Annotated in this window: 22 protein-coding genes and 1 tRNA gene; 15 read left to right on the forward strand and 8 right to left on the reverse strand. The window is 66.6% G+C overall.

The window, feature by feature from the left end:
* Positions 1-10: 10 nt before the first annotated feature.
* The 5 genes from GV161_RS24630 (at position 11) to GV161_RS24650 (ending at position 3,709) form a co-directional block, all read left to right on the forward strand.
* Complete coding sequence (locus tag GV161_RS24630) at positions 11-1,231, forward strand: M20/M25/M40 family metallo-hydrolase (RefSeq protein ID WP_152014548.1); 1,221 nt, start codon at positions 11-13, stop codon at positions 1,229-1,231.
* Positions 1,228-2,364, forward strand: coding sequence for a Xaa-Pro peptidase family protein (locus GV161_RS24635; RefSeq protein WP_152014549.1), 1,137 nt, complete (start codon positions 1,228-1,230; stop codon positions 2,362-2,364). The genes GV161_RS24630 and GV161_RS24635 overlap by 4 nt, the downstream gene beginning before the upstream one ends.
* Positions 2,365-2,459: 95 nt before the next feature.
* A complete protein-coding gene (locus GV161_RS24640) occupies positions 2,460-2,789 on the forward strand; it encodes a metalloregulator ArsR/SmtB family transcription factor (protein WP_152014550.1) in 330 nt (109 codons plus the stop codon).
* A complete protein-coding gene (locus tag GV161_RS24645) occupies positions 2,786-3,250 on the forward strand; it encodes an SRPBCC domain-containing protein (protein WP_152014551.1) in 465 nt (154 codons plus the stop codon). Before GV161_RS24640 ends, GV161_RS24645 begins: the two co-directional genes overlap by 4 nt.
* Before the next feature lie 45 nt (positions 3,251-3,295).
* On the forward strand, positions 3,296-3,709 hold the full coding sequence (locus GV161_RS24650; protein WP_152014552.1) for a GFA family protein: 414 nt from the start codon (positions 3,296-3,298) through the stop codon (positions 3,707-3,709).
* Between the two features lie 27 nt (positions 3,710-3,736).
* On the opposite strand, the gene pobA is transcribed toward GV161_RS24650, so the two are convergent.
* A complete protein-coding gene (pobA, locus tag GV161_RS24655; protein ID WP_152014553.1) occupies positions 3,737-4,906 on the reverse strand; it encodes a 4-hydroxybenzoate 3-monooxygenase in 1,170 nt (389 codons plus the stop codon).
* Between the two features lie 127 nt (positions 4,907-5,033).
* Between pobA and GV161_RS24660 the strand changes: the two genes are divergently transcribed.
* Together GV161_RS24660 and GV161_RS24665 are read left to right on the forward strand one after the other, a co-directional pair.
* Positions 5,034-5,909: a helix-turn-helix domain-containing protein gene (locus tag GV161_RS24660; protein ID WP_152014554.1), complete on the forward strand. Its 876-nt coding sequence runs from the start codon at positions 5,034-5,036 to the stop codon at positions 5,907-5,909.
* Between the two features lie 41 nt (positions 5,910-5,950).
* A complete protein-coding gene (locus tag GV161_RS24665) occupies positions 5,951-6,598 on the forward strand; it encodes a 2'-5' RNA ligase family protein (RefSeq protein WP_152014555.1) in 648 nt (215 codons plus the stop codon).
* On the opposite strand, the gene GV161_RS24670 is transcribed toward GV161_RS24665, so the two are convergent.
* A complete protein-coding gene (locus GV161_RS24670; protein ID WP_152014556.1) occupies positions 6,595-7,179 on the reverse strand; it encodes a phosphoribosyltransferase family protein in 585 nt (194 codons plus the stop codon). The genes GV161_RS24665 and GV161_RS24670 overlap by 4 nt on opposite strands.
* Before the next feature lie 140 nt (positions 7,180-7,319).
* On the opposite strand from GV161_RS24670, the gene GV161_RS24675 reads away from it, so the two are divergent.
* From GV161_RS24675 to GV161_RS24695, 5 genes are all read left to right on the forward strand, one after another.
* Positions 7,320-7,715, forward strand: a complete 396-nt coding sequence (locus GV161_RS24675) for an ArsC family reductase (protein ID WP_244624066.1) — start codon at positions 7,320-7,322, stop codon at positions 7,713-7,715.
* Between the two features lie 100 nt (positions 7,716-7,815).
* Positions 7,816-8,574, forward strand: coding sequence for a hypothetical protein (locus GV161_RS24680; protein ID WP_152014557.1), 759 nt, complete (start codon positions 7,816-7,818; stop codon positions 8,572-8,574).
* Positions 8,575-8,654: 80 nt separating this feature from the next.
* Positions 8,655-9,806 carry a tRNA guanosine(34) transglycosylase Tgt gene (gene tgt, locus GV161_RS24685; RefSeq protein ID WP_152014949.1) on the forward strand — a complete coding sequence of 384 codons (1,152 nt, stop codon included), beginning with the start codon at positions 8,655-8,657 and terminating at the stop codon, positions 9,804-9,806.
* Positions 9,803-10,597, forward strand: coding sequence for a hypothetical protein (locus GV161_RS24690; protein WP_244624067.1), 795 nt, complete (start codon positions 9,803-9,805; stop codon positions 10,595-10,597). Before tgt ends, GV161_RS24690 begins: the two co-directional genes overlap by 4 nt.
* 44 nt (positions 10,598-10,641) lie before the next feature.
* A complete protein-coding gene (locus GV161_RS24695; protein WP_152014558.1) occupies positions 10,642-11,097 on the forward strand; it encodes a nuclear transport factor 2 family protein in 456 nt (151 codons plus the stop codon).
* A 7-nt stretch (positions 11,098-11,104) separates the two neighbouring features.
* Here the strand turns inward: GV161_RS24695 and GV161_RS24700 are convergent, their stop codons facing one another.
* Together GV161_RS24700 and eno are read right to left on the reverse strand one after the other, a co-directional pair.
* Positions 11,105-12,025: a DMT family transporter gene (locus tag GV161_RS24700; RefSeq protein ID WP_152014559.1), complete on the reverse strand. Its 921-nt coding sequence runs from the start codon at positions 12,023-12,025 to the stop codon at positions 11,105-11,107.
* An 88-nt stretch (positions 12,026-12,113) separates the two neighbouring features.
* The gene (eno, locus tag GV161_RS24705) at positions 12,114-13,397 is read right to left on the reverse strand and encodes a phosphopyruvate hydratase (protein WP_152014560.1); all 1,284 of its coding nucleotides are present in this window, start codon (positions 13,395-13,397) and stop codon (positions 12,114-12,116) included.
* Positions 13,398-13,554: 157 nt separating this feature from the next.
* Between eno and queF the strand changes: the two genes are divergently transcribed.
* A complete protein-coding gene (queF, locus tag GV161_RS24710; protein WP_152014561.1) occupies positions 13,555-14,010 on the forward strand; it encodes a preQ(1) synthase in 456 nt (151 codons plus the stop codon).
* Between the two features lie 17 nt (positions 14,011-14,027).
* Here the strand turns inward: queF and GV161_RS24715 are convergent, their stop codons facing one another.
* Genes GV161_RS24715 through GV161_RS24730 form a run of 4 tightly spaced genes read right to left on the reverse strand, consistent with a single transcriptional unit; the run spans position 14,028 to position 17,999 of the window.
* Entirely contained in the window at positions 14,028-15,245 is a 1,218-nt protein-coding gene (locus GV161_RS24715) for an MFS transporter (protein ID WP_152014562.1), read from the reverse strand.
* Entirely contained in the window at positions 15,238-16,107 is an 870-nt protein-coding gene (kdsA, locus tag GV161_RS24720; protein ID WP_152014563.1) for a 3-deoxy-8-phosphooctulonate synthase, read from the reverse strand. The genes GV161_RS24715 and kdsA overlap by 8 nt, the downstream gene beginning before the upstream one ends.
* 38 nt (positions 16,108-16,145) lie before the next feature.
* A complete protein-coding gene (locus GV161_RS24725; protein ID WP_152014564.1) occupies positions 16,146-16,550 on the reverse strand; it encodes a DoxX family protein in 405 nt (134 codons plus the stop codon).
* A 3-nt stretch (positions 16,551-16,553) separates the two neighbouring features.
* Positions 16,554-17,999 (reverse strand): multicopper oxidase family protein, encoded by a 1,446-nt coding sequence (locus GV161_RS24730; protein WP_152014565.1) that lies wholly within the window; start codon positions 17,997-17,999, stop codon positions 16,554-16,556.
* Positions 18,000-18,165: 166 nt separating this feature from the next.
* Between GV161_RS24730 and GV161_RS24735 the strand changes: the two genes are divergently transcribed.
* Together GV161_RS24735 and tig are read left to right on the forward strand one after the other, a co-directional pair.
* Positions 18,166-18,250: transfer RNA gene (locus GV161_RS24735), tRNA-Leu, on the forward strand.
* Between the two features lie 86 nt (positions 18,251-18,336).
* On the forward strand, positions 18,337-19,770 hold the full coding sequence (gene tig, locus GV161_RS24740; protein WP_152014566.1) for a trigger factor: 1,434 nt from the start codon (positions 18,337-18,339) through the stop codon (positions 19,768-19,770).
* Positions 19,771-19,797: the final 27 nt, after the last annotated feature.

Genomic DNA, 19,797 nt, shown 5'->3' on the forward strand with positions numbered 1-19,797 from the left:
GAGGCTGACGATGAACCCCCGTGACCTGATCCACGTGCTCGACGAGAAGGCCTGCCTCGCGCTGCTCTCCGACTGGGTGAAGCACAAGAGCTACAGCGAGACCGAAGGTGAGAAGGCGCTCGTCCACCATGTCGTCGGTCAGATGCAGGCGATGGGCATCGAGGCGGAAGCGCAGCCCTTCGACGACGGGCGCCGAGCCAACGCGATCGGCCGCTGGAAGGGTACTGGCGGCGGCAAGAGCCTGCTCTTCAACGGCCATCTCGACACCAATCCGGCGACCGAGGGCTGGACGGTCGATCCCTGGGGCGGGGTGGTCGACGACGAGTTCATCTACGGCATCGGCGTCTCCAACATGAAGGCAGGCGACGCCGCCTCCTATTGCGCGGTCAAGACACTGCGCGACGCCGGCGTGAAGCTGAAGGGCGACGTGATCCTGACCTATGTCGTCGGCGAATTGCAGGGCGGCGTCGGCACGGTCGCTGCGATCCGCAACGGCATCCGCGCCGACTATTTCGTCAACAGCGAGCCGACCGACGTGCAGGCCGTGACCATGCACGCCTGTGCCTTCTCCTTCGTCATCGAGCTCACCGGCAACACCCGCCATCTCTCCAAGCGCGAGCAGGCGGTCGATGCGATCATGGCCGCCTGCGACCTGATCCCGCGGCTCAACGCCATGACCTTCTCCGGCGCGCCATCGCCCGAGCATGAATCGATCAACCGCGTCCATGTCGGCGTCGTCCATGGTGCGCTCGGCAAGGAGCTGCACGAATGGCGCGCTCCGCAGGTCTCGGACTATTGCAAGCTCAAGGGTTCCGGCCGCTACGCGCCGGGGCAGACGGAAGCCGGTGCGCTTGCCGACATGCAGCGCGAGCTCGCTGCGCTCGAGCAGCGCTTCCCCGGCCTCAAGGCCTCGATCCGCATCGAGAAGAAGGAAGGGCACCAGTCGATGCCGGCCTTCGAGGTCGCCAAGGACGCCCGGATCGTAAAGACCGTCAACGCGGCCTACCAGGTGGTGCGCAGCGAGACGCAACCGACCGGCGCGATCAAGCCGCCCGGCTTCTTCGGCACCGATGCCGGCCATCTCTATGCCGAGGCTGGCATGGAAGGCATCGTCTGCGGCCCGGGCGGGCGCTACAACACCATGCCTGACGAGCGAGTCGAGATCCGCGACTTCCTCGACATGGTCCGCATCTACATGCTGACCATTCTCGACATCTGCGAAGTGGCGTGAGCCCGCTCTTCCCGCGCGAGGAGTTTGCCGGTCGGGTCGCCCAGGCCCGGGCCGCGATGGCGGAGGTGGACGCCGAGCTGCTGCTGGTGGACCATGCCGAATTCCTGGCCTGGCTGACCGGCTACACCGTCTCGGAGACGATGTACCGCGCCGCCTTCCTGCCGCGGGAGGGCGAGCCCTGGTTCGTGCTGCGCGCGCTCGACGCCGGCCCCTGCCGCGATGCCTGCTGGTTCGCCGACATCGTCGGCTTCGCCGATGCGGCCGAGCCGCATGAAGTGATGGCAGGGGAAATCCGCCGGCGCGGCTTCGCACAGGCTGCGATCGGCGCCGATCACGCCTCCTATGGCTTCATAGCTGCAGCGCGCGAGCGCTTCGCCGGGCTGCTGCCAGAGGCGCGTTTCGTTGATTTGCCGCGTGCGAGCGACCTGCTGCGGGCGGTGAAATCGCCGGCCGAGATCGCATTGATCGCGCAGGCGTCGAGGATCGCCGACAAGGCCATGGCTGCAATCGCGGCCCAGGCCCGGCCAGGATTCTCGCCGCGCGCCGCCGCTGCGATCGCCGCCGCCTGCTTCCTGGAGAACGGTGCCGACACCGGCGAGACCGGGCCGATCCTGCCCGGCGTCGGCGATCACGAATTCCTGCACGGCGTCATGACCGGCCGGCCGCTCGCCGAAGGCGACATTCTGCATGTCGAGCTGATCCCGAAGGTCCGCAATTATGGTGCCCGGCTGATGCGGCCGGTCCTGATCGGGGCGGATCGGCGCGGCCTCGCGCCACTGGCCGCGCGCCTCGTCGCCTTGCAGGACAAGCAATTCGCCACGATGCGCCCGGGCGCCCTGGCCTGCGAGGTCGATGCCGTCCTGCGCGAGGCCGTGCTGGCGGAGGGCCTGCGCCCGGTCTACGACAACGTTACCGGCTACACGCTCGGCCTCTATGGCCGCACGCCACGCACCAGCGACTTCTCTCGCGTCTTCCTGCCGAATGCCCGCTGGCGGCTGGAGCAGGGCATGGTCTTCCACATGTATGTCTCGGCTGGCGGCCTCGGCTTCAGCGAGACCATCGTCGTCGAGGCAGAAGGCTGCCGGAGGCTGACTGCGGCGCCGCGCAAGCTGCTGACCGACCGCATCGACTGAGAGACGGCGAGGCGCGGGCCGGTCGCCTGCCGGCGTCCCTGTGTCTTTTTCAATTAGCGTTGACTAATGAATTAGTGATTGCTAATTGATTTCCCATGCTTGAGATCGCTTCCGTCTCCACTGTCATGCGTGCGCTCGCCGACCCGACACGTCGGGCCGTGTTCGAGCGGATCTCGGCCTGTGACGAGATTACCGTCGCCGAACTCACTCGCGGCAGCGGCGTGACGCAGGGCGCCATCTCGCAGCATCTCAAATCACTGAAGCAGGCGGGCCTCGTCGCCGAGCGGCCGGAGGGCCGTAATGTCTTCTATCGCGCCGAGCCGGAAGGCCTGGCGCCGCTCGTCGACTGGATCGGCCATTACGGCGTGTTCTGGCGCGAGCGCTTCGCCAACCTCCGCACCCTTCTCAAGGAGATCGACCCATGACCGCTCTCGACCTGCAGCCCACGACACAGGACATCGTCGTCGACGAAATCCTTCCGCACGCCCCGGAGACGATCTGGAAGGCGCTTACCTCGAGCGCGCTGATCGCCCGCTGGATCATGGAGCCCTCCGGCTTCGCACCGGTCGCCGGGACCCGCTTCACCTTCAAGACGACGCCGGCCGGCGCCTGGGACGGCACGATCCGCTGTGAGGTGCTGGAGGTGACCCCGAACGAATGCCTGGCCTACTCCTGGAAGGGCGGAGACGACGGCAATGCCGGCTACGGCTCCCGGCTCGACACGGTCGTCACCTGGACGCTGTCCAAGGCAGCGAACGGCACCCGCGTGCGCCTCGTCCACTCAGGTTTCGAGCTGCCGCGCAACGAGGCCGCCTTCACCAATATGGGCCGCGGCTGGAAGAGCATCCTGCCCCGCCTCGGGGATGTCGCTGGCGAGCCGGCCTGACATCGCGAGACTGCCGTCTACCACTGATCTGTCGAGGACATGATGATGAGCCATGCCTACACCGGCGGCTGCGCCTGCCGCGCGATCCGCTATGAGATTTCGGCCGAGCCGGTCGAGAGCAATGACTGCCAATGCCGCCAGTGCCAGCAGCAGAGCGGCACCGGCCACAGCTCCTATCTGAGCTTCGTCGGAGCGTCCGTCACGGTCGAGGGCAAGGCCAGCACTTGGGACGTGGTCGGCGAAGGCGGCACGGTCAAGCGCTGCGCCTTCTGCCCAACCTGCGGCTCACCAGTCTACCTGAGCTTCCCGGACATTCCCGACCTGTTCATCATCCGCGCCGGCAGCCTCGACGAGCCCGGCCGCTACAAGCCGGAGATGGTGTTCTGGCATTCGGTCGCCCAGCCCTGGGACCATGTGCCTCCAGGCATTCCGAGGCACGAGAAGCTGCCGCCGCGATGAGGGCAGGGCACGGCGGCCTGCCCAGCCTCAATAGGGCAGGCCGACATAGTTTTCGGCGATGCTGGTGAGCGCGGCCTGCGACTGCGTGAGGTAGTCGAACTCGGCGCGCCTGATCCGCTGGTCGAAGGCGCTGGCCTCCGGGAAGAGGTGGAGCAGATTGGTCATCGACCAGGAGAAGCGCACCGCCTTCCAGACGCGCGCCAGCGCCCGGCCGGAATAGGCGTCGAGTCCGGCATCGGAGCGCTCGGCATAGTGCTCGCGCAGCGCCTCGAACAGGTAATGCACGTCGCTGGCGGCCAGGTTCAGCCCCTTGGCGCCGGTCGGCGGCACGATGTGGCCGGCATCGCCGGCGAGGAACAGCCGGCCGAAGCGTAAGGGTTCGGCGACGAAGCTGCGCAGCGGCGCGATGCTCTTCTCCAGCGACGGCCCCGGCATCACCGCCGCCGCGACGTCCGCCGGCACGCGCCGGCGCAACTCGTCGAAGAAGCGCTCGTCCGGCCAGGCTTCGACCTTCTCGTCGAGCGGCACCTGGACATAGTAGCGGCTGCGGGTCTGCGAGCGCATCGAGCACAGCGCGAAGCCGAAGGGCGAGCTGGCATAGATCAGCTCATGCGCTGCCGGCGGCCGGTCGACCAGCAGGCCAAGCCAGCCGAAGGGATAGACGCGCTCGAAGGTCTCGATCGCACCTGACGGCACCGAGGCGCGGCAGATGCCGTGGAAGCCGTCGCAGCCGGCGATGAAGTCGCAGGCGATCTCGCGCCGCTTGCCCTCGACGATGAAGCTGACGCGCGGCGATGTACCGTCGAAATCATGGAGCTGGACGTCCTCGGCCTCGTAGAACGTCGTCGTGCCGGCCGCCTGCCTTGCCTCCATCAGGTCCTGCGTCACCTCGGTCTGGCCGTAGACCGTCACCTGCTGGCCGGTCAGGCCCTTGAGGTCGACGCGCTGCAGGCGCCCTTCGAAGGCGAGCGAGAAACCGTCATGCGGCAGGCCCTCTTCGGCGAGGCGCTGGCCGACGCCGGCTTCGTGCAGGAGGTTGACCGTGCCCTGCTCAAGCACGCCGGCGCGGATGCGCGAGAGCACATAATCGGTGCTCTTGCGTTCGAGGATGACGTTGTCGATGCCCTGGCGGCTCAGCAATTGGCCGAGCAGCAGGCCCGACGGCCCCGCTCCGACGATCACGACCTGGGTGCGCATGGCGTTCTCCCATGAATCCAGTGCTCGCCGAGCCCCGGTACTTTCACACGAATCTGCCATTGCGAGCGCTTGACCGGAATGGAGCTTTCACCCAACCTCTTGGACAAAACGAATATCGGATTGTGCGATGACGCTCGCCTCGGTGCCCGCCTACTGGCTCTATGACGAGCCACGCGAGCAGCGTTTCCCGGATGCGCTGCATATCGAGCGGATCAGCGCTCGCAGCGCCCCGCGCGACTGGCGAATCGAGCCGCATCGCCATCAGGACATGGCCCAGTTCTTCCTGATCGCCTCGGGCGGCGGGCTGGTGCGGATCGACGGCACGGACCATCGGCTCATCCCCGGCACGGTTCTGCTGTTGCCGCCGCTGGCGATCCACGAGTTCCGCTTCGAGCCGGATACCGAAGGCTTCGTCGCCAGCGTCGCAAGTCCGACCCTGGCGCCACTGATCGAGGCGGAACCCGCGCTCGGCGCCGTGCTCGGCGAGGCGTTCGTCGGCAGGCGCGGGCCGGGCGATGCCAGCATCATCGAGCTCGCGGCGATGATGGAAGCGGCGCTTGCCGAGTTCGGCCGCAATCGTGGCAGCCGCGAGCTCGCGCTCGCCGCCCATGCGCGCCTGATCGCGATCTGGTTCACCCGCACCGCGCGCTCTCATGCGGTCGCGATCAGCGGCGCGGGTGACGCGCGTGCCGTCCTGGTCCGCCGCTTCATCGAGCGGGTCGAGAGCCATTTCCACACGCATGAGCCGCTCGATGCCTATGCACGCGATCTTGGCGTCACCGGCCCGCATCTGACCCGCGTCTGCCGCGAATTGCTCGGCCATTCGGCGATGCGGGTGATCCAGGGGCGGCTGATGATCGAGGCGCGGCGGGACCTCGTCTACACCCGCTCGCCGGTCTCGCAGATCGCCTTCCGGCTCGGCTTCTCCGACCCGGCCTATTTCTCCCGCTTCTTCGCCGCCCGGGTGGGGATGTCGCCCTCGGAATACCGGGCGGCCGGGTGAGGGGGATTGCATTTGTTCTTTATTTGTTCTAGATACTGGAGATGGGAAAACCGTCTCCAGATCAACCAGGTCTGTTCGGTTGGGATCCCTGGTATGGGATCGCGGCGGACCGCGACTGGTCGAAAACCCTAATTGTACCCGGTTGGGTCAGATACTTCTTCGCGCTGGTGCCGCCGCCGGAGCACGCTGCGGCAATCCACGCTTTCGCGCATGCTCTGCGCAGATCGCACGGCTTGCGCGGGTGGCCAATCGGACCGGAACGCTATCACCTCACTTTGGGGGGCATCGAGCGTTACGGCGGGGCCACCGATGAGGAGATCGCGACCTTGGAGAGGATCGCCGCGTCCATTGTCGCGCCGAGTTTCTCTGTCGCCTTCGACCATGTCGCGGGGTATGGCGGCCCGGGCGATCGGCAGGCCATCTTTCTGGAGACGAGCGAGACGTTCTCGATCCTCGATAGGCTTCAGAGGAGGCTATGTCGCGAGATGCGGGCGAGAGGTTTTTGGATGCCATCCAAATTCGGGCCGCACGTGACGCTGCTCTACGATGAATGCCCATTCGACAAGCCGATAATCCCCCCTGAGAGCTTTCCAGTCCGGGAGTTCGTGCTCATCCGCAGCGTCCATGGCGCAAGCCATCACGACCATCTTGCTCGCTGGCCGTTGCGCGATCGCGCCGACGTAATCTAGACGCCCTCCGCATTCTCCGGTGCCGTGCGCGGGACAGTGCGCAGCACCTCGGCCGTGATGCCGCCCTGGGCCAGGCGCTCGAGCCCGCCCATGCCCTCGATGTCGAAGACGAAGAGCGCCGTGTTGCAATGGCCGCCGAGCCGGCGGATCAGCCGCGCCGTCGCCAGCGCCGTGCCGCCCGAGATCAAACAATCGTCGACGATCGCGACATGGCGGCCTGCCAGCCGGGCGCCTTTCGAGATCACGACGCCTTCGCCGAGCTCGTAATTCGCCATGATGCTGCGCATCACCTCGTTGCGCAGCGAATCGACCTTGCGGATGTCGATGAAGCCGAGGCCGTTGCGATAGGCCAGTGCCCCCGCAAGGCCGAGCCCGCCAATGTCGAGACCGGCCAGCACCTCGATCCCGGCCGGGATCCGCGACGCGAGGGCGTCGATGATCGGGCGGGTTCGGGCCGCTTCGCTGGTCGCGGTGGAGAGGTCGGGAAAATCCACTCCGGCAGCAGGATGATTCTTCCAGGAGCGGAACGGAATATCGAGGTCGTCGTCGCGGTTCGCGACCTGTTGCAGCCGATCGATCATGATACGCCCATGCGATTCCCTGCTCGCCCGATACCCGCCATCGTTGCCGATCGGATGACGGAACGCGAGGGGCGTCGAATTGCCGTGCACCTCGTGCACCGAGGCCCGGCGGAGACGTCGCTTGATCTCCGGAAAGGCCCATGCCACCCCCGCGCCGACGGCAATCAGGGACGGTCGGGACGATGGTCACGCTCTACGGCATCAAGAACTGCGACACGATGAAGAAGGCCTGGAGCTGGCTCGACGCGCACGAGATTTCCTACACCTTCCACGATTATCGCGTCTCCGGCATCGACAAGCCCAAGCTCGAGGCCTGGTGCCGCGAGCTCGGCTGGGAGAAGGTGCTCAATAAGGGAAGCACCACCTTCCGCGAGCTGCCCGAGGCCGACAGGCAGGGTCTCGACGAGAAGAAGGCGATCGCACTGATGCTGGCGCAGCCGACCATGATCAAGCGCCCGGTGCTCGATCTCGGCGACCGCCGCATCCTCGCCTTCAAGCCCGACGTCTACGCAGCCGCATTCTCCCGGGCGCGATAATCTGAGAGCAAGCGGACCTGTGTCTTGTCGATCAGGGAACCGGCAGACTGACCGGGTTTAATTAGCTGGCTGTTCAAGGTTTTATTGAACGATATGCGGGATGTCGGATCTCCGCTCTGCACGGCAAATTGCATTACCTTCAGTCTCCTATGGCCCGTTTCGTCACATTGGGGCGGTGCCGTGGCTGATATTGGCTGCGTGGATGCGTGTGCTCGCATTCGCCGGCGGACTGATCGCTGTGCCCGCGATCGTGATCGCCGACGTCTCATTGCTGATGGCCTTCGTGACCGTGACGTGGCGCATGGTCATGGCCAGCCATGGTCGAACCGGCCTTGGACAATTGGGGTTGCCCGCGAAGCTCAAGATGGCGCGGAGCGTGCTGCTGCCCGTATTTGGTCTGCTGGTCATGGCCGCGATTGTTGCCGCTGGATCCGGCCTTTTCGCCCGGCCGCAGGAGTTCATTCTGGGATTTGACGGCATCGCCTTCGATCAGCGGACGCACCCCGGCCGGGTCTGGAGCGCTTTCGTCGCGGCTGTTGTCCTGATGATGGTTCTGCAGGTCGATGAAAACGCCAAGCCCAGCTTGCCTCGTGCAATCAAGGAGATCGGTCGACATGCTCTCTGGCTCGTGCCTGGCATTCTTCTGGCAGCCGCGGTTTCGATCCTGCTCCATCCGATCCAGGGCTGGTTTCGGGAGCTGATCGTCGACGCCTGGTTTAAGAAAGGAGCACCGCAGGACCTCAAGATCGTGCTCTTCTTCAGCTATGTCCTGATTTTCGCGACGATCCGGCTCTGGCTGACGGTTGCAATTCTCGTGTTCGCGTTGCGGCAATCTTACCGCACTCGGATGAGCGCCTGAGGGCGGCCGCCACGGCACGGATGGCCTTTCGCAAGGCTGCCGATTGCGCTACCTCGCGAACCATGACCTCACTGCCTGACATGTCCGAGCCGCAGGTGTCACAACCCGGCGCGACCGATTTCAGCTTCCATCTCCTCGGCCAGGACGGCTCTGCCCGCACCGGCGAGGTCCGCATGCCGCGCGGCGTGATCCGCACGCCGGCCTTCATGCCGGTCGGCACCGCCGCGACGGTCAAGGGCATGTATCCCGAGCAGGTCAAGGCGCTCGGCGCCGATGTCGTGCTCGGCAACACCTATCACCTGATGCTGCGGCCGGGTGCCGAGCGCGTCGCCAGGCTCGGCGGCCTGCACAAGTTCATGAACTGGCCGCATCCGATCCTGACCGATTCCGGCGGATTCCAGGTGATGTCGCTGGCCAATCTGCGCAAGCTGACCGAGGAGGGCGTTACCTTCCAGTCCCACATCGATGGCTCGAAACATGTGCTGACGCCGGAGCGCTCGGTCGAGATTCAGAACCTGCTCGGCTCCGACATCGTCATGCAGCTCGACGAATGCGTCTCGCTGCCCTGCGAGGACAAGGTCGCGCAGAAGGCGATGCATCTGTCGCTTCGTTGGGCCGAGCGCTGCAAGAAGGCTTTTGGCGATCCGGCGGGCAGGGCGCTGTTCGGCATCGTCCAGGGCGGCGCCGTGCCGGCGCTTCGCGTCGAGAGCGCCCGCGAGCTCGCCGCCATGGACCTCAAGGGCTACGCGATCGGCGGCCTCGCGGTCGGCGAGCCGCAGGATGTGATGCTGGCGATGATCGAGACGGTCGAGCCGCATCTGCCCAGTGAGAAGCCGCGCTATCTGATGGGCGTCGGCACGCCGGACGACATCGTCGAGGCGGTCAGGCGCGGCGTCGACATGTTCGATTGCGTGATGCCGACACGTGCCGGCCGCCACGGCCAGATCTTCACCCGCTTCGGCCGGATGAACCTGAAGAACGCCAAGCACGCCGAGGATGCCAGGCCGGTCGATCCGCAATCCTCCTGCCCGGCGGCGAACAGCTATTCGCGCGCCTATCTGCACCATCTGGTCAAGGCCGAAGAGATGCTCGGCAAGATGCTGCTGACCTGGGTGAACCTCGCCTATTACCAGGAGCTGATGGCGGGCCTGCGCGCTGCCATCGCCGCAGGGCGCCTGGAAGACTTCATCGCTGAAACGAAAGAAGGCTGGGCCAAAGGCGAGCCGGCGTGATCGATCCCTGGCTCGGTCTGCTGCTGCTGAAGATGGCGGTCGCGGCCGCCATCGTCGTCAGCTGCTCGATGCTGGCCGAGCGATCGGGACCGTTGCTCGCGGCGATGATCGCGACGCTGCCGATCTCGGCCGGGCCGGTCTATGTCTTCCTGGCGCTCGATCACGACTCCGCCTTCATCTCGGCGAGCGCGCTCGCCAGCATGAGCTCTAATCTCTCCAATGCCGGTCTATCGCTGGTCTATGTGCTGCTGGCGCAGCGTTTCGGAACGGTGACCTGCCTGGTTGCGGCGCTGCTGACCTTCTTCCTGCTCGTCTCCGGCCTGCAGGCGTTGGCCTTAGCCTTCAGTGTCATGCTTGTGGCGACACCGATCGTCTTCCTGATCCTGCACCGCATCGTTCGGCCTTATCTCGCGGCACGTCCTGCGATCACGCCGCGGCGGCCCTGGTATGCCATCCCGCTGCGGGCCGCTGCGGTCGCAGCCCTGGCCGGAACGGTTACCACCATCAGCGCGCGCGTCGGCCCGGCCTGGTCGGGCGTGCTGGCGACCTTTCCGATCGTGCTGTCGAGCCTGATCGCGATCCTGCAGCCGCGCATCGGCGGGCCGGCCAGCGCCGCGGTCATCGCCAACAGCCTGCTGGGGCTGCTCGGTTTCGGCTTCGCGATGGCGCTGGTCCATGTCACGGCCGTGCCGCTCGGCTCCTGGCTGGCGCTCGGCCTCGGCCTGCTGGTCTGCGTCGTCTGGAATCTCGGCCTGATGTCACTGGCGCGACGCCGGCGCCGGGTATCGTAGGCCTCTGCCGCGGCTGCGGTCGTCGAAGCGAGGAGTTTGGCACGATGTATCAGAGGATCGTGCAGGCGCGGGTGCGTGCGCTGTTCGACGCGGTGAACAGGGGCGACGCGGAGCCGGTGATCGCCGCCTTCGCGCGAACCTTCGAGCATCGCTTCCTCGGCGACGACCACGCGCTTGGTGGTTCGCGCACCTCGCTTTCGGCGGTGCGCGACTGGTATGAGCGTCTCTACCGGCTGCTGCCCGACATCCACTTCGATCTCGAGCGGATCGATGTCGCCGGACCGCCATGGAACGCGGTCGTGGTCGTGGATTGGCGCGAGACCAACAGCGGCACCGATGGCGTGCGCACCTTCAACCGCGGCCACCACGTCCTGCATCTCGCCTGGGGGCGAGCGACGCGCCTGTTGATCTGCCCGGATACGACGCTGCTCGTGGCGACGCTCGACCGGCTCTTTGCAGCCGGCAATCTGGAGGCGCATGCCCCGCCGATCACGGGATGATCCGGCTCTAGGGCGCCGCTGGGCGACGCCATGAGGCGACGAACAGCCCGGCGATGATCAGCGCGATGCCGCCGATCTGCAGCCCGCTCGGGATCTCGCCGAGCACGGGAATCGCAAGCAACGTACCGACGACCGGGATCATCGGCGGAAAGCGTCCTGCGACGGAGGGGCCGAGTATCGGCGTCGACCAGCTCCAGATCCACAGGCCGACGATGACGTTGAGCACGCCCTGATTGATCGCGTGCAGCAGCAGGACCCACCAGGGTGCGACGTCGAAGCCGCGGAAATAGAAGGCGAAGTAGATCGGCAGATAGGCCATCGATAGCACGGAGACGACGGCCGTGGCCTTGAGGGCGTTGACCCGCCAGAGCTGGATCAGCAGCGGATAGCCGCCCCAGACCAGTCCGACGCCGAGGAAGCAGAGATCGCCGAAGACGATGCTCGGGTTGGAATGCGTCGTGCCGGCAATGCCGAGGCAGGCGAGGCCGATGAGCACCGCGATCACGCCGAGCACGAGCTGCCGCGTCAAGAGCGCGCCGAACAGGACGACGCTGCCGACGATGCCGATCACCGTGACGGTGCCCGGCCCGATCACCGCGCCATGGGCGGCGGGAGCATAGGTCAGTCCCGTCATGAGCAGGAAGCTCATCGGGAAACCGCTCATCACCGCCAGGACCAGACCGCGCTTCCAGCCGAGACCGGCGCAATCGCGCAATCCCCCGCCCATCATGAAGCTAGGCAGCAGCAGGAAGCCGGCGGTGACGAAGCGCAGCGCCAGCATGTCGTGCGATGACAGGCCGTTCAGCACGGCGTGACGGCTGACGACGAAATTCGCCCCGAAGATCAGCATGGCGAAGGCCATGCCGGCAAAGGCGAGTTGCCGGCGCCAGCGCAGCCGCTCGTCCGAAAGGGGCACGGATTGATGCATGCTCTAGCTTAGTTCGAAGCTGGAGCATGCGGTTAGTGGTATCAGCGCATGGCGTGGCCGCGCCGCTGGCTATTGCAGCGCAACAAACTCAGGCCAGCGCCTTCAGCGCCGAGCGGCCGGCATAGACCGCCTGCGCGCCGAGCTCTTCCTCGATGCGCAGCAGCTGGTTGTACTTCGCCGTCCGGTCGGAGCGGGCCAGCGAGCCGGTCTTGATCTGCCCGCAATTGGTCGCGACGGCGAGGTCGGCGATGGTCGCGTCCTCGGTCTCGCCCGAGCGATGCGACATCACCGCGGTGTAGCCGGCGCGCTGGGCCATCTCGACGGCGGCCAGCGTCTCGGTCAGCGTGCCGATCTGGTTGACCTTTACCAGGATCGAGTTCGCCGTCTTCGACTTGATGCCTTGCGACAGGCGGGTGACATTGGTGACGAAGAGATCGTCGCCGACGAGCTGGCACTTGTTGCCGACGAGATCGGTCAGCGCCTTCCAGCCTTCCCAGTCGTCTTCGGCCATGCCGTCCTCGATCGAGACGATCGGATAGCCGGCGACCAGCTTTGCGAGGTACTTCGCCTGTGCCTTCGGGTCGCGGGTTTTGCGTTCGCCTTCATAGACATAGGCGCCGTCCTTGAAGAACTCGGTCGCGGCGCAGTCGAGCGCCAGCGCGACGTCTTCGCCGGGCTTGTAGCCGGCCTTCTCGACCGCCTGCATGACGAAGTCGAGCGCCGCTTCCGCCGACTTGATGTTGGGAGCAAAGCCACCTTCGTCGCCGACATTGGTATTGTGGCCAGCGTCGTGCAGGGCCTTCTTCAGCGTGTGGAAGATTTCAGCACCCATCCGCAGCCCCTCGGCGAAGGAGGGCGCGCCGATCGGCATCACCATGAATTCCTGGAAGTCGATCGGGTTGTCGGCATGGGCGCCGCCATTGACGATGTTCATCATCGGCACCGGCAGGACGCGGGCCGAGGTTCCACCGACATAGCGATAGAGCGGCAGGCCCGAAGCGTCCGCCGCAGCCTTGGCGACGGCGAGCGAGACGCCCAGAATGGCGTTGGCGCCGAGCCTGCTCTTGTTCGGCGTGCCATCGAGCTCGATCATCGCCTGGTCGATCGCGGCCTGGTCCTCGGCGTCCATCGCGACGATCGCCTCGGCGATGTCGACGTTGACGGCTTCGACCGCCTTCAGCACGCCCTTGCCGAGATAGCGGCTCTTGTCGCCGTCGCGCAGCTCGACCGCCTCATGCGCGCCGGTCGAGGCGCCCGACGGCACAGCGGCGCGGCCCATCGAGCCGTCTTCGAGCACGACATCGACCTCGACCGTCGGGTTGCCGCGGGAATCGAGGATCTGGCGGCCGATGATGTCGATGATCGCGGTCATGGCAGGCTCCGGAGCTTAGGTGGGCAAGGGATGTCGCGCTTCTAGACACAAGCGGCGGCGACGGGAAGGGGCGGTGGCATTTATCCGGGCCGGGGATTAAAAGCCGCGACAACTCAGCGTCCGCCCACGGCGGATGTGCATCGATCAGGACCACGACATGACCATCGACGCCTCGACCCTCCAGCTCGGCAAGGCGAGCGAATTGCCGCGCTCGCCGGAGGAAGCTCGCCTCGACCGCGTGCCGAACCCGCATGCTGGCACCGACTATCTCGCCCGCTTTACCTGCCCGGAGTTCACCTCGATCTGCCCGGTCACCGGCCAGCCCGATTTCGGCATCCTGGTGATCGACTATCTGCCGGGCGACTGGCTGGTCGAATCGAAGTCGCTCAAGCTCTATCTCGGCGCCTTCCGCAATCACGGTGCCTTCCACGAGGACTGCACCGTCGGCATCGGCAAGACGCTGGTCGAGCTGCTCGAGCCGAAATGGTTCCGCATCGGCGGCTACTGGTATCCGCGCGGCGGCATCCCGATCGACGTCTTCTTCCAGACCGGCGAGGCTCCGAAAGGCCTCTGGCTGCCCGACCAGGGCGTCGCGCCCTATCGCGGGCGCTGACGCTCAGGACTGAAGCTCTAAGTCCGGCTTCCGGCCAAGGGCAGGATGCGCGGCGCCAGCACGCCAAGCACCGCGATCCCGGCGGCAAAGATCAGGATGGCGCTGCTGGTGCCGAACAGATGCAGGGCGGCGCCCATCAGCACCGGCCCAAGCGCATGGCCACAGAACAGCGCGCAGGCGAACAGCGCCACGGCCGAGCCGCGGGCGGTCGGCGCGAGTTCGGTCGCCTGCGCCTGGAAGGTGCCGTGCATCAGGAAGAAGCCGAAGCCACTCAGCGTGAAGATCGCGACCGCACTCCACCAGGGCAGGAAGGCGAGCGAGAACAGGGCATAGGCGAAGCCCATCACGATGCCGCCCAGGGTCGTCATCCGGGTCGGCCCGAGCCGCTCGACCAGGATCCGGGTCAGGACGCCGTAGATGATGCCGCCGAGCCCGGTGCCGGCGATGACGAGGCCGGCTTGTGACGGGCCGACATCGGCGCGCTCGTGCAGGATTGCGGCGATATAGGGCGGCATGCCGAAGATCAGGCTGCCCTCGACCACGACGAGACCATAGAGCAGCTTCGAGCGTGGATTGGCGAAGACGGCGGCATAGCTGGTCAGCGCGGTCTTGAAGCTGAGCGGCGGGCGCGACGCGTTCGGCCGGGGCTTCAGCACCAGCACGACCAGCATCCCGGCGATTCCGGCGATCGCACCCGCCATCACGAAGACGTAGCGCCAGCCGAGGTGCTCGGCGATCAGCCCGGAGCAGGCGGCGCCGACCATCTGCCCGACGATCATCAGCACCAGGAAGCGGCCGAGCATGATCTGGCGTTCGGCCATGGGCGCGCGGTCGCCGATCGCCGCCATCGCGACAGGAATGACGCCGCCTGCAGCGATGCCGGCGACCGTGCGGACGCCCGTCAGCATCTCGAAAGAGCCGGCGAAGCCGGCGGCCAGTGAGAGCAGGGCGAGCGCGCCGAGGCAGACCGCGATCGTTCGCAGCTTGCCGATCGAATCCGCGATCGGGCCGAGAAAGGGCTGGCCAACCGCATAGGCGAAGGCGAAGGCCGTCGCGACCGCGGCGACCTGCGCGATGCTGCGCGTGAACTCCGCCGCCAGCGTCGGTACCAGCGGGTCGAGCAGACGCATGGTGAAGGTCGAGGCGAAGCCGCACGCCCCGAGCACCAGGATGAGTGACTTCAGCGAACCTTGCGGGGGCGCGGGCGGAACGGTACTGGCGGGCGTCTCAGACATACGCCAGCGTAGAATGCGTCGTGCGCTTGGCAAGCCGGTCGAACTCTTGCAGTTCTGCGATCAGTGCATGGAAGTCACGCAGTGGCACCATGTTCGGCCCGTCAGACGGGGCGTTGTCGGGGTCGGGATGGGTCTCGATGAAGACGCCGGCGACGCCGACCGCGACCGCGGCACGCGCCAGCACCGGCACGAATTCGCGCTGGCCGCCGGTCGAGGCGCCTTTGCCGCCGGGCTGCTGCACCGAATGGGTGGCGTCGAAGATCACGGGCGCGCCGATCTCGGCCATGATCGGCAGGGCGCGCATGTCGGTGACCAGCGTGTTGTAGCCGAAAGAGGCGCCGCGCTCGGTCAGCATCACGTTCGGATTGCCGCTCTCGGTCACCTTGGCGGCGACGTTGACCATGTCCCACGGAGCCAGGAACTGGCCCTTCTTGACGTTGACGACGCGGCCGGTCTTGGCGGCGGCGACGAGCAGGTCGGTCTGCCGGCAGAGGAAGGCCGGAATCTGCAGGATGTCGACCACCTCGGCGACCGGCGCGCACTGGCTCACATCGTGGATGTCGGTCAGCACTGGCAAGCCAGTGCGCTCGCGGATCTCGGCGTAGACGGGCAGGGCGGCTTCCAGGCCGATGCCACGCTGGCCCTTCACGCTGGTGCGGTTGGCCTTGTCGAACGAAGCCTTGAAGACCAGCCCGATGCCGAGCTTCTCGGACGTCTCCTTCAGCGCCAGGGCGATCTCCAGCGCGTGATCGCGGCTCTCCATCTGGCAGGGGCCGGCGATCAAGGCGAGCGGCAGGCCGTTACCGAATCGGACGGGCCTGGCGAGGTCGGCGCCCACGGTGACGATGGCGTTGGCGGTCATGGCAGGCTCCTGGCTGAGGCGGCTGGTTTAGAAGCCGCTCACTTGGCTGGCAAGCGCCGCCATGGCCAGCGCGTGACGCCGGAAGCGTGCAGCGCCGCCCAGATCAGCACCGGCTGCAGGGCTAGGCGAGGGCCATGATCCCACCAGCTGCTCGGCAATCCCGGAAGGACGACACCTTCTAGGGCGTGCTTGAGATTGGCCGGGAACACACAGAGCGCATAGAGCGCAAGGCCGGTTCCTGCGGTCTTGCGCAGCCGCGGAATCAACAGGCCGAGTGCGCCGAGAATTTCGGCGATGCCCGTCGCGATCACGGTTCCGTATGGCGCAGGGACCCAATCCGGCACGATCGGCAGGAAGGCTGCAGGCGAGCGCAGATGCAGCAGTCCGGCAGCAAGATAAAACGCCGCCAGCAGCCAGAGCAGGCCCTGCTGCCCCGCAGTCATCACTCACGTCACCTCGAACCAGCTCCACAGCCCGCGGTCGAAGCGCTCCAGCACGGTCGATGAGATCAGCCAGCGGCCGGGATTGTCGGCGATGAAGGCGATATGCAGGCGCTTGCCCTCGGGGATTTGCACTGTGTCGAGGAAATAGGGCTCCCAGCCGTCGTCGAGCGGATGCAGCAGGCGGAAGCAGTGGCCGTGGACATGGAAGGGCTGCAGGAAGGCGGTCTTGTTGGTGATGCCGATCACCACCGGTGATCCGCGCTTGACGCTGAACAGCGGCTTGCCCTTCGGATCGCCCTGGCCGCCATTGACGGTCCAGGGCCTGGCGAGGTCGAGGCCGGCGAGATCGAGCTTGTTCTCCGGCGTGACCTTGGCGCCGCCCTCGATGATCATCTCGGAGCGCCTGGCGTCCTGGAGCCTGACCGCCGCCGGCAGCGCCGGATTGAGCGGCATGGCCGTGATCGCCGGGCGCGCCGGCTTCGCCGTCCCGTCGCTGACGAAGCGCACCAGCGGCACGCCGGGGCCGATCAGCGCGGTGACGCTGGCGGCGGCGCCGACCGTCTCGGGCATGTCGAAGATCACGTCGTAGCGCGTGCCCGGCGCGAAAGGCAGCTGACCCCGGACCGGTTCGAAGGTCTCGGTCGGCTGGCCGTCGACCGCGGCGACGAAAGCCTTCATCTCGTCGAAGCGCAGCCGCATGATCCGGGCATTGCAGGCATTAGCAAGCCGAAGCCGGACGCGGGCGCCCGGCGGCAGCTTGACCGGCAGTGGCGGCGGCTTGCCGTTGACCGTCAGCCAGCTGCCGAGTCGGCCGGCCGCGGCGCCGTCCTGTGCGTCCACCGCAAAGGGTAGAAGTTTCTGGTCGTCGCCGAGCAGCCAGTCGCCGATCAGGGCGGGCAAATCGAGATCGACTGCGGGCGGCTCCTTCTCCTCGACGATGAGCAGGCCGGAGAGCCCGCGCCCGGCCGGCTCGGACGATCCGCCGAGCAGCATCGGCCGATAAAGGAATGTGCCGGAATCAGGTGGCGTCAGTCGGTATTCGAATTGCCCGCCGGGAGGCACCGGCTCCTGGCTGAAGCCGCCGACACCGTCCATGGCGTGGTCGGCGCGCAGGCCGTGCCAATGCAGCGAAAGCGGCTTGTCGGTCCGATTCTGCAGGTTGAGACGCAAGGTCTCGCCCTGCTTCACCTTGAGGACGGGTCCCGGGGTCGCACCATCGAAGGACCAGATCTCGGTCTCGGGCGCCGGCGCCGGTCGCAAGCGCAGCTTGGCGGGGGCGGCGACGAGATTCGGTGCGGCGCCTGCCGACGCGGCTTGCGGGGCAGCCGGCGACTGTTGGGCCAGTGCGGACAGCGGCGAGAGCAGGGTCGCCATGCCGGCGCCCTGTGCGATGACGAGGCGTCGACTGGGATGAGGGCGCGAGGCCGGCGGCGAAGCGTCTTTGCTCATGCTCGCGACATAGCCTCACCGGGTCATTCTGGCGAGCGTAAAGCCGCGCGGGGGCCGCCTTCGCAGAAGTGTCGCATTTTTTTGCTGCATGACGCGCCCGAAATGGTATAGCGGCGCGGCCTACGGTGCTGCTGTCGCGAGGACTGCGATGTGGCGCACCGGGTCGGCGGGCGTGGCGGAACTGGTAGACGCACTGGTTTTAGGTACCAGCGGCGAAAGTCGTGGGGGTTCGAGTCCCTCCGCCCGCACCAGGATTCGGATTTCGCGAGCGCGGCGGCGGTCACCCGGCGTCGCGCTTTGGACATTGAAGTAAAGAGCTGTTGAGCGGATCAGAGCGATGAACGTGACCGAAACCCTGTCCCAGGGCCTCAAGCGCGAATTTCAGGTGGTGCTGAACGCCACCGACCTCAAGACCAGGCTGGATGACGGCCTCGCCGGTCTGCAGGGCAAGGCCCGCATCAACGGCTTCCGTCCCGGCAAGGTTCCGGTCGGCCATCTGCGCCGGCTCTACGGCCGCTCGGTCATGGCCGATGTCGTCCAGAACGCCGTCAACGAGGCGAACCAGAAGATCGTCGCCGACAACGGCCTGAAGCTCGCCTTCGAGCCGCAGATCAAGTTCCCCGAGAACAAGGACGAGATCGAGGCCGCGATGGAGGCCAAGGGCGATCTCGCCTTCACCGTCGCGCTCGAAGTTCTGCCGAAGATCGAAGTCGCCGACGTCTCCGACGTCTCGCTCGAGAAGCCGGTCGCGGAGGTCCCCGAGGCCGATGTCGATGCCGCGCTGGAGCGCATGGCCTCGCAGAATCGCGCCTTCGAGTCGAAGAAGGACGGCGCCAAGGCCGCCAAGGGCGATCGCCTGCTGATCTCCTTCGTCGGCACGCTCGAAGGCAAGCCTTTCGACGGCGGCACCGGCTCGGAAATCCCGCTCGAACTCGGTGCGGGCCAGTTCATCCCGGGCTTCGAAGAGCAGCTCGAGGGCGTCAAGAAGGGTGAGCAGCGCACCGTTTCGGTGACCTTCCCCGAGAACTATGCGGCTGAGAACCTCGCCGGCAAGCCGGCCGAGTTCGCCGTCACCGTCGACGATGTCCAGGCTCCGGGCGAGCTGAAGATCGACGACGAGCTCGCCAAGGGCTTCGGCATGGAGTCGCTCGACGCGCTCAAGACCGCGATTCGCGAGCAGATCGGCCGCGAGTTCGGCGAGCAGTCGCGCCGCAAGATCAAGAAGGCCCTGCTCGACGCGCTCGACGGCAAGTACAGCTTCGACCTGCCGCCGACCCTGGTCGAGCAGGAGTTCGCGGCGGTCTGGAGCCAGGTCGAGGCGGACATGAAGAACGCCAACAAGACCTTTGCCGACGAGAACACCACCGAGGACGAGGCTCGCGCCGAGTATCGCAGGATCGCCGAGCGCCGCGTGCGCCTCGGCCTGGTGCTGGCCGAAATCGGCGAGCAGGCCAAGGTCCAGATCTCGGATGACGAGGTGACTCAGGCCCTGATCGCGCGCGCCCGCCAGTTCCCGGGCCAGGAGAAGGAAGTCTGGGAGTTCTATCGCAAGAACCCGCAGGCGCTCGCCGAGATCCGCGCCCCGATCTTCGAGGAGAAGGTCGTCGACCATCTGCTCGGTCAGGTGAAGGTCTCCGACAAGTCGGTCTCGCGCGAGGCGCTCTTCGCCGACGACGAGGACGAAGGCGCTGCCGAGGCCAAGCCGAAGGCCGCCAAGGCGAAGAAGACCAAGAAGGCTGCGACCGAGGCGGCGGACGAGGCCTCGGCCTGATCCTTCCCAGCTGATCGATGATATCGG

Origin of the sequence: Bosea sp. 29B (genome assembly GCF_902506165.1) — a bacterium.
Taxonomy (GTDB): Bacteria; Pseudomonadota; Alphaproteobacteria; order Rhizobiales; family Beijerinckiaceae; genus Allobosea.